12 protein-coding genes and 1 riboswitch are annotated in these 13,418 nt (G+C 51.9%); all 12 genes read left to right on the top strand.

Translation table 11 applies throughout. From position 1 onward, the window contains the following. Positions 1 to 34: 34 nt before the first annotated feature. The gene (locus T320_RS00845) at positions 35 to 334 is read left to right on the top strand and encodes an STAS domain-containing protein (RefSeq protein WP_026760770.1); all 300 of its coding nucleotides are present in this window, start codon (positions 35 to 37) and stop codon (positions 332 to 334) included. An 11-nt stretch (positions 335 to 345) separates the two neighbouring features. Next, positions 346 to 978: a hypothetical protein gene (locus T320_RS14895; protein WP_037352016.1), complete on the top strand. Its 633-nt coding sequence runs from the start codon at positions 346 to 348 to the stop codon at positions 976 to 978. Positions 979 to 1,062: 84 nt separating this feature from the next. Continuing rightward, positions 1,063 to 1,165, top strand: a riboswitch (SAM riboswitch). A gap of 101 nt (positions 1,166 to 1,266) precedes the next feature. After that, a complete protein-coding gene (metK, locus tag T320_RS00855) occupies positions 1,267 to 2,457 on the top strand; it encodes a methionine adenosyltransferase (RefSeq protein WP_037352019.1) in 1,191 nt (396 codons plus the stop codon). 139 nt (positions 2,458 to 2,596) lie between these two features. Next, on the top strand, positions 2,597 to 2,974 hold the full coding sequence (locus T320_RS00860) for a hypothetical protein (protein ID WP_026760767.1): 378 nt from the start codon (positions 2,597 to 2,599) through the stop codon (positions 2,972 to 2,974). 66 nt (positions 2,975 to 3,040) lie between these two features. After that, positions 3,041 to 4,006, top strand: coding sequence for a type I phosphomannose isomerase catalytic subunit (locus T320_RS00865; RefSeq protein ID WP_037352022.1), 966 nt, complete (start codon positions 3,041 to 3,043; stop codon positions 4,004 to 4,006). A gap of 128 nt (positions 4,007 to 4,134) precedes the next feature. Continuing rightward, positions 4,135 to 4,905: an imidazole glycerol phosphate synthase subunit HisF gene (gene hisF, locus T320_RS00870; RefSeq protein WP_037352024.1), complete on the top strand. Its 771-nt coding sequence runs from the start codon at positions 4,135 to 4,137 to the stop codon at positions 4,903 to 4,905. After that, positions 4,905 to 5,612, top strand: a complete 708-nt coding sequence (gene hisIE / locus T320_RS00875; RefSeq protein ID WP_037352026.1) for a bifunctional phosphoribosyl-AMP cyclohydrolase/phosphoribosyl-ATP diphosphatase HisIE — start codon at positions 4,905 to 4,907, stop codon at positions 5,610 to 5,612. The genes hisF and hisIE overlap by 1 nt, the downstream gene beginning before the upstream one ends. A gap of 257 nt (positions 5,613 to 5,869) precedes the next feature. After that, on the top strand, positions 5,870 to 7,468 hold the full coding sequence (locus T320_RS00880; protein WP_230578502.1) for a ribonuclease J: 1,599 nt from the start codon (positions 5,870 to 5,872) through the stop codon (positions 7,466 to 7,468). Between the two features lie 251 nt (positions 7,469 to 7,719). Then, a complete protein-coding gene (locus T320_RS00885) occupies positions 7,720 to 7,992 on the top strand; it encodes an HU family DNA-binding protein (RefSeq protein WP_369691821.1) in 273 nt (90 codons plus the stop codon). 120 nt (positions 7,993 to 8,112) lie between these two features. Then, positions 8,113 to 10,182 carry an elongation factor G gene (gene fusA, locus T320_RS00890; RefSeq protein ID WP_037352028.1) on the top strand — a complete coding sequence of 690 codons (2,070 nt, stop codon included), beginning with the start codon at positions 8,113 to 8,115 and terminating at the stop codon, positions 10,180 to 10,182. 73 nt (positions 10,183 to 10,255) lie between these two features. Continuing rightward, a complete protein-coding gene (locus tag T320_RS00895; protein ID WP_051608519.1) occupies positions 10,256 to 11,743 on the top strand; it encodes an FAD-dependent oxidoreductase in 1,488 nt (495 codons plus the stop codon). Positions 11,744 to 11,754: 11 nt separating this feature from the next. Further along, positions 11,755 to 13,377, top strand: coding sequence for a DUF4127 family protein (locus T320_RS00900; RefSeq protein WP_231465812.1), 1,623 nt, complete (start codon positions 11,755 to 11,757; stop codon positions 13,375 to 13,377). Positions 13,378 to 13,418: the final 41 nt, after the last annotated feature.

A 13,418-nucleotide genomic window follows, 5' to 3' on the forward strand; every position in this document is an offset into this window, starting at 1 on the left:
TAACTGCTATAAGCAAGCGAAGGGAGACTTCTCTATGGAAATCAAAAAAGAACAAAATGGCCCGGTGCTGAAAATTTCCCTGTCCGGACGCCTGGATGCCGTTACGGCTCCGGATTTGGACAAGGTCGTACAAAATGAACTGGCTGGTGTTACGGAATTGACGCTGGACTTTACAGATTTGGTATATGTGGCTTCCGCCGGCCTCAGAGTATTGCTGCTGGCCCAGAAGCGCATGAAGAAACAGGGCTTCATGAAGCTCACCCATGTCAATAAGGACGTCAAGGATGTATTGGAAATGACCGGCTTCATCGATTTCCTTACGATTGAAGACTAAGGGGTGGTTCTATGAAAACCAGCAAAATAAAGGTGAACAGCCGCGGCTATGGCATGGAATACGCGCTGGATGAAGTGGAAGATTTCAGCCGCCTCATGGGCTTTGACGAGCGCAGCGCCCGGCGTGCCCGGCTGCTGGCTGAAGAAACCATGAGCATGGTGCGGGCCATCGTGGATGAGTTTTCCGCAAGTTTTTGGATGGAAAGTACGCCGGAATGCAACTGTGAACTGCATCTTCAGGCGGAAGCCCCCATGGATTACGACAAGAAACAGGAGCTCATCTCCGCTTCGACCCAGCAGCGCAATGAAGCCTCTGTCGGCATCATGGGAAAAATCAAGGACTTCATCGAGGACAGCATGTACAATATGCGGGATGGTGCCTCGGTAGCCGTTGGTGACTCTCAGGCCATGGGCATGGGTGGCGTGGTCATCGCCGATATTTACATGTGGTCCCTGCAGCAGTACCGTCAGGACGTACAGGAACAAAAAGAAAAAGGCGACGACGAAGCCATTGATGACCTGCTCGACGAATTGGAAAAATCCATCGTGGCCAATATTGCGGATGATGTAAAAGTTTCCGTAAAAGGCAACAGCATCGAAATGATTATCCGCAAGAATTTCCTGCTGAATCGCGACGGGCAGTAAGCGAAAAATGAATAATGTTCATATTTTCTATTGACATACCCAAATGAATGGGGTATGATTATTTCATCAATAAAGCTGAATATGAACTCATCCAGAGCAGTGGAGGGATAGGCCCAATGAAGCTGCGGCAACCATCGCAAAAGCGAAACGGTGCCAATTCCTTTAGGCAAAGCCTATAAGATGAGAGTGAAGATGAAAGGCTCTCATTTTTGAGAGTCTTTTCTTTTTGCCCAATGGAAAACGAGACAATTCAGTATGTTAGTTGTTAAGCAACAAGGAGGCAAAAACATGAGTAAAAAACGTATGCTGTTCACGTCGGAATCAGTGACCGAAGGTCATCCGGATAAGATGGCTGACCAGATTTCTGACAGCATTCTCGATGCAATTATCGCCCAGGACCCGCAGAGCCGTGTTGCCTGCGAAACGCTCGTAACCACGGGTCAGGTCCATGTGGTCGGTGAAATCTCCACCAACTGTTATGTGGATATCCCGAAAATTATCAGAAGCACTGTCGAAGAAATCGGCTATACCGATGCTTCTTATGGTTTTGACTGCAAGACCTGCGGCATTCTCGTATCTCTGGATGAACAGTCCCCGGATATCGCGCAGGGTGTAGATAAGGCTCTCGAAGCCCGTGATGGCAAGATGGATGATGCTGAGGCTGTAGGTGCCGGTGACCAGGGCATGATGTTTGGTTACGCCACCAACGAAACCCCGGAATTCATGCCGCTGCCCATCGCGCTGGCTCAGCGTCTGGCCCGCCGCCTGACGGAAGTGCGCAAGAACGGCACCCTGGGCTATCTGCGCCCGGACGGCAAGACGCAGGTAACCATCGTCTATGAAGATGGCAAACCGGTGGCTGTAGACACCATCGTTATCTCCACCCAGCATGATGAAGATGTGACGCTCGAACAGATTCGCAAGGACCTCATTGAGCATGTAATCAAGCCGGTCGTACCTGCTGACCTGCTGAAGGAAGAAACCCGCATCTTCGTGAACCCCACGGGCAAGTTCGTTATCGGCGGCCCGCAGGGTGACTCCGGTCTTACGGGCCGCAAGATTATCGTAGACACCTACGGCGGCTGGGCTCGTCATGGCGGCGGCGCTTTCTCCGGCAAAGACCCCACGAAGGTAGACCGCAGTGCCGCTTACGCTGCCCGTTATGTAGCCAAGAATATCGTAGCTGCAGGTCTTGCTGACCGCTGCGAAATCCAGCTGGCTTACGCTATCGGCGTAGCTTATCCGGTATCCGTCATGGTGGATACCTTCGGCACCAACAAGGTAGACGAAGAAAAGATTGAAGAGCTCGTTTCTAAGCACTTCGACCTGCGTCCGGCCGGCATCATCAAGATGCTCGACCTGCGCCGTCCCATTTACAAGCAGACGGCTGCTTACGGCCATTTCGGCCGCACCGATGTGGACCTGCCTTGGGAACACACGGACAAGGCAGACGTGCTCAAAAAAGAAGCCGGTCTGTAATTTTATAGTTTGCTCCATAAGCCTTTCCTGCGGGAAGGGCTTATTTTTTCGTCCTTAAAGGAAGGATAAGTAGAAAAAATGTCTAATCATAATACAATGAGATAAAAATTTGCTCAAATTATGAGAGGAGCTGATTGCTATGCTGGTTTGGATTGAGCGCTTGGGACGTGTGGGAGAAGATGAGCTGTTTGGCTTTGGCTTGTCCCCGGAGTCCGTTCGTGGGGAAATCTTGCTCGACCCATTGGGGAATACCAGAATACGCAAGGAAAATCCTGCAATGTCAGAAAGCCAGACTCTGGTGGTTAAGAACGGACTCGACGAGTGGATTCGCGACCTGGGCTTATGCCAGTTGTCCTGCATTTCTGCCCCCCAGTTCCTGACCGGAGAAGAAGAGGAAAACGTGCGCAGATGGCGGCCCAGGGAACTGGATTTACGTCCGCTGAACCTGCCTTTGCATGATGAAGACCTGCCGGAAATCATCGAAGATGACTGGATGGGGGCTTTGGAATGGGGCTAAGTCTTGATTGACAATAATGCTATAATTATCTTGAGATAATTAAAACAAATGGTTGGAGGTTTTTGCATGATATATCCCTTGTTACTCGAAGCACCTTTGAAGGACTATCTCTGGGGCGGCACCCGCCTGAAAGAAGAATATGGCAAGAATACGGACTTAGATAAAGTCGCGGAAAGCTGGGAACTTTCCTGCCATGAAGCAGGTCTCAGTGTCATTGCCAGTGGCCCGGACAAAGGCAAGACTCTAAAAGAATGGCTGGAGGAACAGGGAGACGCCGTGCTGGGCAAACGAGCGGCAGCCTTTGATTACTTTCCCTTATTGATTAAACTCATCGATGCCAAAGGAGATTTGTCGGTACAGGTTCACCCGGACAACGAATACGCTTTGCGGGTGGAAGGGGAGTACGGCAAGACGGAAATGTGGTACATCGTGGACTGCGAGCCCGGTGCCAGCCTGCTTTATGGCTTCAAGGAGAAAATCAGTCAGGAAGAATTTCAGCGGCGCATTGAGGATAACACGCTGCTCGAAGTCTGCAACAAAGTGCCGGTGCATAAGGGAGATGTGTTCTTTATCGATTCCGGTACCCTGCATGCCATCGGCGCAGGCATTTTAATCTGCGAGATTCAGCAAAACTCCAACACCACCTACCGCATTTATGATTATGGCCGGGTAGGCGCTGACGGCAAGCCCCGGGAGCTTCATGTGGAGAAGGCTTTGGCCGTAACCAAATTGGAGCCTCCGACGCGGGGAACCAAGCCACTGGCAGACATAGACATCTTCCCCCATATGGAAGTAAAACTGCTGGCAGACTGCGAATACTTCAAGGTCTATCACGCCAATCTGCATGGCGAAAGCTTCCTGCATGCCGGGGATGATTCCTTCCAGAGCTTAACGGTGCTCGAAGGCGCATTAAAATTATCCTGCGGGAAGGAAACCCTGACGCTGGCCAAGGGCAATACGGTATTCGTACCGGCAGGCACGGGCAGTTATCAGGTGACTGGTCAGGCAGAATTCATATTAAGCAAGCTGTAAAAATAAGCTGACCGGTCAAATGTCAAATTTGACTTGTCAGCTTTTATGCATTGTAAACTTGTAAACTAAGGCCGGATATTGTAAAATAGGGGAGTAATTTGTAAATTTTTGATGAGGATATGAGCTATATGAGTACAACTACTTATACCAAGAGGATTATCCCCTGTCTGGACGTTAAGGACGGCCGTGTGGTAAAGGGGACCAACTTCGTTGGCCTGCGTGATGCCGGCGACCCGGTAGAACTGGCAGCCCGTTACGATAAGGAGCGGGCCGACGAGCTGGTGTTTTTGGACATCACCGCCTCAAGTGACAAGCGGGATACCATCGTACACGTTGCCCAGGACTGTGCCAGTCAGGTTTTTATCCCCTTTACAGTCGGTGGCGGCATCCGCACCATTGAGGACATGCGCCGGATGCTCAAAGCCGGAGCCGACAAGGTTTCCGTAAACACAGCCGCCATCAAGAATCCGGAGCTTATCCGGGAGGGGGCGGAAAAATTCGGCCGGCAGTGCATTGTGCTGGCCGTGGATGCCCGCCGCAGCGGCGAGGACAAATGGGAAGTCTACGTCAATGGCGGCCGCACGCCGACAGGCCTTGACTGTCTGGAATGGATAACGAAAGCTGTTGACCTTGGGGCCGGTGAGATTCTGCTCACCAGTATGGATGCTGACGGCACCAAAGACGGCTACGATATAGCCCTGACCCGCGCTGTGTCCGAAGCGGTAAATGTCCCGGTTATCGCTTCCGGCGGTGCAGGGAAACTCGAGCACTTTTATGACGTGCTGACGGAAGGGAAGGCCGATGCGGTACTGGCCGCTTCCGTCTTCCATTACGGTGAATTCACCGTGCGGCAGGTCAAAGAATATCTAAAATCACGGGGCGTGGAGGTAAGATTCTGATGAATGAAGTTGACATTTCCATGATTAAATTTGACGACAATGGCCTTGTACCGGCAGTGGTGCAGGAAGAAAACGGCCAAGTGCTGATGCTGGCCTATATGAATGCAGAGTCCCTGCAGAAGACCATTGAGACGGGCTATACCTGGTTCTACAGCCGCAGCCGCAAACGTCTTTGGAATAAGGGCGAAGAATCCGGCAACAAGCAGAAGGTGCGGGAAATCTCCTATGACTGCGACGGAGACACCCTGCTGATTAAGGTGCATCAGACGGGCGTTGCCTGCCATACGGGAACCTATACCTGCTTCAGCGGCCGCAAACTGGTGGAGGAGAAGGAAAAGAGTCTGGCGCTTGTTGAACCGGAACCGGAGACCTCACTGGCTACGGTTTTGAATGACCTTTACAATGTCATTCAGGAACGCCAGCTGAACCCTGTGGAAGGTTCCTATACCAACTATCTCTTTGAGAAGGGCCAGGACAAGATTCTCAAAAAGGTGGGCGAGGAAGCTGTGGAAACGGTTATTGCCTCCAAGAACAACAAGAGCGAGGAAGTGCTCTACGAAATGGGCGACCTCTGGTATCACTGTCTGGTGCTGCTGGCCTATCACAAACTGACGCCGGACCAGCTGCTCGATGAACTCATGAGCCGCCGCAAGGGAGGCAATTATCATAAATTTACTGGCAAAACCGGCGTAAGACCGGATTTATAAGCTCAATTTTGCCTTTATTAAGGACATTTTTCTGCTTTAGGACAGGGAAATGTCCTTTTTTCGTTGCATTATAGCCTTTTGAATGATAAAATAGTAAGGAATGAATTGTTCGGACTTTGATTGCGCAGACGCAATGAAATATAAGAATTAATGTTTTAATGCAAGAAGACAACTGAATTATGGAGGTGTAATTTTTGGCAAAAGCACAAAAACTACAGATTATTCCCTTGGGCGGACTGGGGGAAATCGGCAAGAACATGACGGTGGTTCGTGTAGAGGACGAGATTCTGGTAATCGATTCCGGCCTCATGTTCCCCGAAGAAGATATGCTGGGGGTTGACCTGGTTATTCCCGATATCAGCTATCTTTTGGAGAATCGCGATATGATTAAGGCGATTGTCCTGACCCATGGCCACGAGGACCATATTGGTGCTCTGCCCTATGTGCTCAAGCAGCTCAACGTGCCGGTCTATGGCACCCGTCTGACGCTGGGTATCTTAGAGGGCCGTCTCAAGGAAAACGGGGTGGATTCCAGCAATCTGCATTCGGTAATGCAAGGGGACATTATCAATGTGGGCTGCTTTAGCGTTGGCTTTATCCGTGTAAACCATTCCATTCCCGATGCGGTGGGTCTTTCCATCAAGACGCCGGTGGGCATGATTGTTCACACCGGTGACTTCAAGCTGGACTACACGCCCATCGATGGGAAAATGACGGATTTCCGCCGGTTCTCGGAACTGGGGAACAAGGGTGTTCTCCTGATGATGGCGGACTCCACCAATGCAGAACGGGCTGGCCATACCCCCAGCGAAAGCACCGTAGGGGCATCTTTTGACAAGGCCTTCCACGGCGCACGCAGCCGCATTATCGTGGCAACCTTTTCTTCCAATGTTCACCGCATCCAGCAGGTCATCGATACTGCAGTGCGCTATAAGCGCCGAGTAGCTATCCTGGGACGCAGCATGGTGAATGTTGTGACCATCTCTCTGGAGCTTGGCTATATCACCGCTCCGGAAGGAACTATAATCGATATTGATGAAATCAATAACTATCGTCCCGAACAAATCGTTATCGTCACCACGGGCAGCCAGGGTGAGCCCATGTCGGCTCTGACCCGCATGGCTATGTCTGACCATCGCAAGGTCACCATCGTTCCCGATGACACTGTTATCATTTCGGCAACGCCGATACCGGGCAATGAAAAACTCGTTTCCAAGACCATTGACAATCTTATGCGCCTGGGGGCAAATGTCGTATATGGCCGGGATAAGGAAGTTCATGTATCCGGTCACGCCAGCCGCGAAGAATTGAAGCTCATGCATAATCTCGTGCGTCCGAAGTTCTTCATCCCGGTTCATGGCGAATATCATCATTTGGTACAGCATGCCAAACTGGCGCAGGAACTCGGTATGGCCAAAGACCATATCTTCCTGGGCGAGAACGGCTATGTATTTGAATTTACCAAGGACAAAGGTCAGGTAGCCGGCAAGGTTACCGCCGGCATGGTTATGGTTGATGGCCTTGGCGTAGGCGACGTGGGCAATATCGTGCTCCGTGACCGTCGCCAGCTGTCTCAGGACGGCATCCTGATTATCGTCGTGGCCATGGATAGAGCCTCCAACACCGTAGTAGGGGGCCCGGATATCGTATCCCGCGGTTTCGTCTATGTACGGGAGTCTGAGGCACTGATGGACGAAGCCAGAGCCCGCGTTGAGCAGGCATTGGAACGCTGCGAAGAAGAAGGCGTTAAGGAATGGGCAGCCATCAAGGCGAACGTCCGTGACGCTCTGGGCCGTTATCTCTTTGAAAAGACCCGCCGCCGTCCGATGATTCTGCCAATCATTCAGGAAGTATAATAGCGAACCCAAAAGCAGCCTGAAAAGGCTGCTTTTTTTTGTGACAAATGCAATATATTTACGACAAAACAAGAGAAATTTCTGTTATTTAGTTGACGAGCCTTTATTTATCGGCTATAATACGACTTGTTACTGCGAATTCTTTGCGAGGCAAGCCCATGGGCGCAGAGTCGCTTAGAGTTCGTGTAAGGGCTGATGAAAAATCGGGAGATTTTTCATTTTGCTTAGCACATCGAAAGGGGATTACTACTATGGCAAAAGAAGTTATTAGCAAGACCATCCTGGTTGACAAAGTTGCAGAGGCTGCTGGCGTATCCAAGAAAGATACGAAAGCTGTTATCGACGCACTGCTGGAAACGGTGAAGGACAGCGTTAAGGCTGATGCGGAAATCCGCCTGATTGGCTTCGGTACCTTCAAGAAGGCTCATCGCAATGCACGTTCCGGCCGCAACCCGCAGACGGGCGAAACGATTGAAATCAAGGCTAGCGACAGCCTCGCTTTCAAATCCAGCGTTAAATACTAATTTGACGGTTAGAGAGGACAGCTCTTTTCGGGAGTTGTCCTCTCTTTTTATTTTCTTTTGCAGGATTTATATTACTTTCAGAGAATATAGAAAATAGCAAATGAAATGGAGGGACTGTCGATGAAGAACTACAAGAGTACCAATATCCGCAATATTGCTGTAACTGGACATGGTAAAACAGGCAAGACCAGTCTTTTGGATGCATGTTTGTTCAACACGGGTGTAGTGAAGCGTCTGGGCAGTGTGGAAGACGGCACCAGCGCACTGGACTACGACCCGGAGGAAAGCAAACGCAAGATGACCATTGGTGCAAAACTCGTGGCTTGCGAGTGGCGTGATTTCAAACTGAACTTCATCGACACGCCGGGATATCCCGACTTCGTGGGTGATGTGAAGGGGGCCATGGCAGCTGCAGACAGTGCGCTGATTGTAATTTCCGCTTCTTCGGGTATCAAGTCCGGCACGGAAAATGCCTTTATCTATGCAGAAGAATACGAACTGCCCCGCGCCTTCCTGATCAACAAGATGGACCGGGAACACGCAGACTTTGACGGCGTGGTGGAGGAACTGCGGGTGCGCTTCGGCGACGGCGTAGTGCCCGTACAGATTCCCATCGGTAAGGAAGCCGCCTTCCAGGGCGTGGTTGACCTCCTGTCCCTGCACATGAAGATTGTGACCCACGACAATGAAGTGGTGAAGGATGAGGTTCCCGAATACATCCAAGGGGAAGTAGAAGCCGCCCGCCAGAAACTCATTGAAGCAGTAGCAGAGTTCAACAATGAACTGCTCGAAAAATACATCGAAGGCGAAGAAATCACGGAAGTGGAAGTAGCCGCCGCCATGATTGAAGGCATTCAGGCCGGCAAGATTTATCCCGTGTTCTGTGCCTCGGCCAAACAGAATATCGGCATCCGCCAGCTCATGAACGATATGGTGGAATACATGCCCACACCGTATTTCAAGGTTTCCATTGGCACCGACCCCGCCACGGGCGAAATCAAGGAGCGCCGCACGGAAGATGCCTTCTCGGCACAGGTATTCAAGACTACCGTGGACCCCTTTGTAGGCCGCCAGAGCTTTATCCGGGTGCTGTCCGGAGAGATGAAAGGCGATGCCAATTACTTCCATGTGAACAAGAACGGCGAAGAACGCATTGGCACATTGTTCACCATGCAGGGCAAGCAGCAGGCGAATCTGAATCAGGTCGCGGCCGGCGATATCGTGATAACCACGAAACTCCAGCAGGTGCGCACCGGCGATACTCTCTGTGACAAGAGCAATCCCATCCAGTATGAAGGCATCGCCTATCCCGAACCCATGCTGGAAATGGCTGTTACCTCCAAGAAAAAGGGCGAGGAGGACAAAGTCTTTGGCGCTCTGGCCAAACAGCAGGATGAAGACCCGACCCTTGTAGTACAGAAGAAACCGGAGACACGCGAAACGGTGGTCAAAGGCATTGGCGAAGTCCATTTGGAAATTCTGGCTGAACAGCTGCAGCGCAAGTTCGGTGCGGAAATGATGCTCTCCGAGCCCAAAGTAGCTTACCGTGAAACCATCCGCAAGAGTGTACAGGTGCAGGGCCGTCATAAGAAACAAAGCGGCGGCCATGGCCAGTTCGGTGATGTCTGGCTGGAAATCAGCCCGCAGCCAGCTGGTGAGGGCAATGTCTTCACCGAAACCATCTTCGGCGGCAGCGTGCCCCGCCAGTATATCCCTGCCGTAGAAAAGGGCACAGAAGAAGCTCTGGCTGCCGGTGTAATGGCAGGCTACCCGGTGGTGGATGTAAAGGTCAACCTCTACGATGGTTCCTATCACTCCGTAGACTCCTCGGAAGCGGCATTCAAGACCGCGGCAGGCATTGCCATCCGCAAGGGTGTAATGGATGCTTCGCCGATTCTGCTCGAACCCATTGATACCATCCGCGTGATTACGCCGGAATACTACATGGGTGATGTCATGGGCAAGCTCAACAGCAAGCGGGCTCATATCTTGGGCGTTGACAGCAAAGGCAAGGATATGAGCGAGATATCCGCCCTTATTCCTGAAGCAGAGCTTTACCGCTTTGCCACGGATTTGCGCAGCCTGACCCAGGGCCGGGGTTCCTACTCCTTGGAATTTACCCGCTATGAGCCGGTACCGGAGAGGGAAGCCGTAAAGATTGTCGAAGCACGCAGCAAGAAGGCTGAATAAGTTTAGCGGCCCCCTGCAGATTCTTTGCCTGAATTTGCAGGGGGCTTGACGATTATGGTGAAAGGATGAGATTATGGATAAGCAGGAAAAATCTTTTGCACTTCCCATTTCCCGCCGGGATTTTATGAAGATGACAGGGATGGCGGCAGCAGGCCTTGTTATGGGCAGCAGCATTCCCGCTGAAGCCAAAGGAGCAGCAACGATGAATTTGGGCCAGGAAAAACTGCCGGTGCTCTATGAGGCAGATGTCTGTGTGGCAGGCGGCGGCCCTGCCGGTACCGCTGCGGCCATTAACGCGGCCCGCAATGGTGCCAAGACCGTGCTCATCGAGCGGGGGACTGCCTTAGGGGGGCTTGCCGTACTGGGCTGTGTCTATCCCTTCATGGATACCCATGCGCCGGACAGCGATACCCCCTATGTGGCAGAAATCAAAAAACGCCTGCGCCAGCATGGCATTGAACCTTTCGACGGTGTCACCCAGCAGACCTGGCATAATCCTGAAACATTGGCGCTTATCTATGATGAGATGTGTGCGGAAGCCGGGGTGAATATTCTCTATCAGACGGTGTTGGTGGATACGGTGAAAGAGGGAGCGAAGATAACGGCCCTGATTGTCCAGACCATAGCCGGCCTGGCAGCCATCAAGGCCAAGGTCTTTGTGGATGCTACAGGCGATGCCTATCTGGCGCGCTCGGCAGGTGTGCCCTACGAGCGCGGCTATGAAAAGACAGGGAACAACCAGCCCTTGTCCTTCCGCTTTGAGATGGGCGGCATTGATGTAAAGCGCCTCTATCAGCATGTGGCCATTGAGCTCAAGGAGGACTGGTGCAAATCCAAGCCCCCGTACTTTGAGATTGCCGAGGCCATGCACCGCAAACAGCGCTATAAGCTGGAAGAGCTGATGGCCAAGGGTGTTGAAAGCGGTGAGCTCACCCAGGAAGAAGCGGAATACATGCAGGCCCATACCATTATCGGCAAGAACGGCGTCATGAGCATGAACTGCCCGGAAATTCCCGTGCGTTTTTCTGCAACCGACCCCATATCCTACAGCAAGGCCGTTACCTTTGGCCGCCGGATGATGCACAATATTGCCAGCTATCTGATTCGCCACCTGCCGGGCTTTGAAAACGCCTTTATCAGCCGTGAGGCTGCCATGCTTGGAGCCAGAGAATCCTGGCGCATCCGGGGCAAGCATTATCTGGTTGAGGATGACTACCACAACCAGAGCCGCTTCCCCGATGCAGTATGCCGCACAGCCTGGTTTATCGATGCCCACGGGGAGAAGGTTTCGGAAAAACTGCCCAAGGGGGGATTCTATGAGATTCCCTACCGCTCACTGGTGACCAATGAGATTCCCAATCTTCTGGTGGCGGGCCGCTGCATCAGTGCCAGCTTCATCCTGCAGGCCTCCATGCGCATCCAGCCCACCTGTATGAGTATCGGCGAAGCCGCAGGCATTGCTGCTGCCTGGGGCGTGAAGCATAAGACCAATGTAAACGAAGTGCGCTGGGAGGATATCCCGGCGGAAAAACGCAGCTATGTAAGCAAGAAAAAAGACTAGGAGGAAAAAAGTTGAAGTTAAAAATGCAAGGCATGGTTCTCGTGATGTTTGCTGTGCTGTTTGCCTTGTCCAATCGTGTTAGTTTTGCCGCCGGGAAGATTTTATTCATTCCCCATGATGACCGGCCGATTTCTTACCATCAGACGGTGGATGTACTGCGGCAGGCAGGTTATGAAATGCTGCTGCCACCCAAGGAGCTCTTGAGCAATGCCACCAATATGGGGCATCCTGATGAGCTCTGGCAGTGGCTGCAGAATAACGCCGCGGCCGCCGATTCTGCCGTCATTGCCTCGGACTCCATGCTTTATGGGGGATTGATTCCCTCCCGCAAGCATGAGGTGCCGGAGGAAAACCTCATGCAGCGCGTCGAAAAATTTGCCGAGCTACGCCAAAACAATCCCCAGCTGCATATCTATGTGTTCGATTCCCTGATGCGGACGCCGATAATGGGCAACGAAGGCAATATTGAAGAACCGGCTTATTACGGAACGTACGGCTGGGATTTCTTCCATTTTTCCCGCCTGACGGACAAGCAGGAGACGCAAGGGCTCTCCAAGGCCGAGGAAAAACAGCTGGCTGCTTTCCGCGATGCCATTCCCGCAGAATACATGCAGGACTGGAAACAGCGGCGGGCCAAAAATCTGACCGCCACCAAAAGACTGATGGATTACACCAAAAACGGTGTTATCGACTATCTGATTCTGGGACGGGATGACAATGCCCCCTTGAGCCAAACCCATCGGGAGAATCGGGAAATCCTAGCCTATGCCAAGGCAAACAATCTGCCTAAGACAAAGTTCCTGTCCATGCCGGGCATTGATGAATTTAATGTGCTGCTCCTGTCCCGGGCAGTCAACGATATGCGTTTTGAAATGCCCTTCGTTTATGTGGACTACAACCAGGGCAAGGGTGGCGATACGGTGCCGTCCTTCTCCGACGAAAAGATTTCCGCCTCCGTGGATGCAGCCATTGCCATTGCCGGAGGACTGAAAGTCCCCAATCCGGCCCGGGCAGATTTTGTGCTGCTGGTAAATACCGACCAAAAGGGCAAAACCATGGATACCCATAACCGCTACCCGGATGGCGGTAAATTTCAGCCCCAGCTGAAGCCTGACGAAAGTACCAAAGACTTTGTCAGACTTGTCAGCGATTACGTGGCCAAGGGCTATCCTGTAGGTGTAGCGGATATCCGATATGCCAACGGGGCCGATAATGCCCTGATGGAACAGCTGCGAAAAAAGAACCTGCTCTATAAGCTGCAGGCTTATTCCGGCTGGAATACCGCCACCAATTCCACGGGCTTTGCGCTGGGCACAGGCATGCTGGCACCCAAAATGACGAAGCAGGGGAAGGCGCAGCTGCTCACCACCCGCTATCTGGATGACTGGGCCTATCAGGCCAATGTCCGCACCATTGTGGGCAGTGAGCTGGTTCAAAAATTCGGCAACGCCATGTACTACCTAAGCCTGCAGGATAAATTAGGCTACGCCGAGCAGCGGAACACGGAACTCATGCAGGACTTTGCCGCCAAGAATCTGCCGCAGAATTATCTTGCCCCGGGATTTACCATAAAAAATCCCTGGCTGCGGATGTTTGAATGTGATATTGTGTGGAATAAGACATTGCAGAAATAAATACCTGCCACTTCAAAATCATGGATGATTTGCCCAAAATA

The sequence above is a fragment of the Selenomonas sp. FC4001 genome (assembly GCF_000701565.1).
Classification (GTDB): Bacteria; Bacillota; Negativicutes; order Selenomonadales; family Selenomonadaceae; genus Selenomonas_A; species Selenomonas_A ruminantium_B.

Bases quoted from the DNA above. Each gene is read 5' to 3' on its own strand.
- metK (WP_037352019.1), top strand. From the start codon at position 1,267: ATGAGTAAAAAACGTATGCTGTTCACGTCGGAATCAGTGACCGAAGGT.
- T320_RS00865 (WP_037352022.1), top strand. From the start codon at position 3,041: ATGATATATCCCTTGTTACTCGAAGCACCTTTGAAGGACTATCTCTGG.
- fusA (WP_037352028.1), top strand. From the start codon at position 8,113: ATGAAGAACTACAAGAGTACCAATATCCGCAATATTGCTGTAACTGGA.
- T320_RS00885 (WP_369691821.1), top strand. From the start codon at position 7,720: ATGGCAAAAGAAGTTATTAGCAAGACCATCCTGGTTGACAAAGTTGCA.
- T320_RS00880 (WP_230578502.1), top strand. From the start codon at position 5,870: ATGACGGTGGTTCGTGTAGAGGACGAGATTCTGGTAATCGATTCCGGC.
- T320_RS00860 (WP_026760767.1), top strand. From the start codon at position 2,597: ATGCTGGTTTGGATTGAGCGCTTGGGACGTGTGGGAGAAGATGAGCTG.
- hisF (WP_037352024.1), top strand. From the start codon at position 4,135: ATGAGTACAACTACTTATACCAAGAGGATTATCCCCTGTCTGGACGTT.
- T320_RS00845 (WP_026760770.1), top strand. From the start codon at position 35: ATGGAAATCAAAAAAGAACAAAATGGCCCGGTGCTGAAAATTTCCCTG.
- T320_RS14895 (WP_037352016.1), top strand. From the start codon at position 346: ATGAAAACCAGCAAAATAAAGGTGAACAGCCGCGGCTATGGCATGGAA.
- T320_RS00895 (WP_051608519.1), top strand. From the start codon at position 10,256: ATGGATAAGCAGGAAAAATCTTTTGCACTTCCCATTTCCCGCCGGGAT.
- hisIE (WP_037352026.1), top strand. From the start codon at position 4,905: ATGAATGAAGTTGACATTTCCATGATTAAATTTGACGACAATGGCCTT.